The sequence below is a fragment of the Aeribacillus sp. JST-2 genome, from assembly GCF_056032925.1.
On sequence record NZ_JBVVUU010000095.1, the window covers coordinates 1 to 1,526 of the forward strand.

The following is a 1,526-nucleotide window of genomic DNA, read 5'->3' on the forward strand; positions in this document are numbered from 1 at the left end:
ACTCAACTTTCGCACACAGAAATATTTAAGCATTGCTTGATATAATTAGGTATAGTGGCCAACCATTTATTCATTTGATTTTTAAAGATGTCCATGTTCAAAGAAACCTCGGCTTCCGCCAAAGTTTGGAAAAGGTCAATAAGTGATTGAAGGGCAGTAATAAAATCTATGTCTTTTACATCTTCGCAAAGGATGTAAAAAAGGTTGCCAATCGTCTTAGGATCCTCCTCTTTTCGCATTTGCCAAGCAATGAGAATATATCGTGTAAAAACAATGGTTGTATGGCTAATTAACATGTCGTAGGAACGTCCCTGGAATTCTTTCTCTAAATTTAAAAGGGATTTATTGCATTTGAAGAAGACTTCAATGTCCCAACGCATGCCGTAAATACGAATGATCTCTTCATTTTCTAATGTTGTATCTGTGCTGAGAATGGCAAGCCATTCGCTCCGTTTATTACGGTTTCGTACAAATAGAATTTTTACTGGAATTCCATTGTCTAAAGTAGCATAAACGGATCCGCGAATGTCTTTTTTACCCATGTGAGGTTTTGCCAATTTGTAAAGTTGATTCAGTGTGAAACGTTCACCATTGTAAACGTATCGCTGCTTTAATTGCTTCACCAAGCCAATGACAAATAACCCTTTGTTCGTAATCTTCTCAATTAAAGGCGCTTGTGTAAACCAGGAATCCATGAGAACATAGTCAGCTATAATCCCTTTTTCAAGCGCATGATCAAGTAAAGCTGAAGCCACGTCCGGTTTTGATTTCAGAGCTTCCTGGCGACGCTTATAGCCAGATGTTCGTTTATCAATATTGGTATTGATTTCTTGCAGGCGATTTTCCTTTTTCGGTGAACTTAGAAGAGCAAAATCAACGGGAATAAAAGTAAAACTATCGGTCCAGCCAAGGGTAAGCATTTGAAACCCTTTCAAGTACTGATGGGTAGAGTGATCAAAAACCTTAGCCAACAGTTCAACCGACTTACTACGGTTTCTTGAAAAGACAGAATCATCAATCACAAAAGCTGTGACACGATCTTTTGAAGTTAATGGTTGAAGCAGACGGATCATTTCACTGCTTAATGAAAGCAGAAACTTTCTCCAATGATAGGTTGGTGTATTTAAAAAGCGATAGACTGTATCCTTTCCGGGCAGATCCTGAGATCGTTTACTCATAAAAGCACGAAACCAGTTCTTATATTGGAAGACTAAAAGAAAAATCAGTTTGAAAACAGTAAGACAAGAATACCCGGAAAGTTTCGTAATATTCGCTTTTCTTAAATGATATCCAATATTTAATTCGGAAAATCCTTGTTTAATTTCTTTTGGTAATTGCGCAAAGTAGTCTTTATTCGTTATCATAGTGGTGACACCTTTCTTTTGGATTTGGTTTCGTCACCAATATTTTACCAAAAGAATAGGTGTCTTTCTTTATGTTTTAAAAAATGTCAAATGATAATTTTGTACTTCCCAAAACCATTTACATCAAGCATTTAAACAAGATTTTGGACTGCGAAAGCTGAG

At 36.5% G+C, this 1,526-nt stretch carries 1 protein-coding gene; it reads right to left on the reverse strand.

All coding sequences use genetic code 11. The features are described 5' to 3' along the window. Window positions 1-2: 2 nt before the first annotated feature. The gene (locus AC0KTX_RS16715; RefSeq protein ID WP_087960047.1) at window positions 3-1,364 is read right to left on the reverse strand and encodes an IS4 family transposase; all 1,362 of its coding nucleotides are present in this window, start codon (window positions 1,362-1,364) and stop codon (window positions 3-5) included. Window positions 1,365-1,526 lie beyond the last annotated feature (162 nt).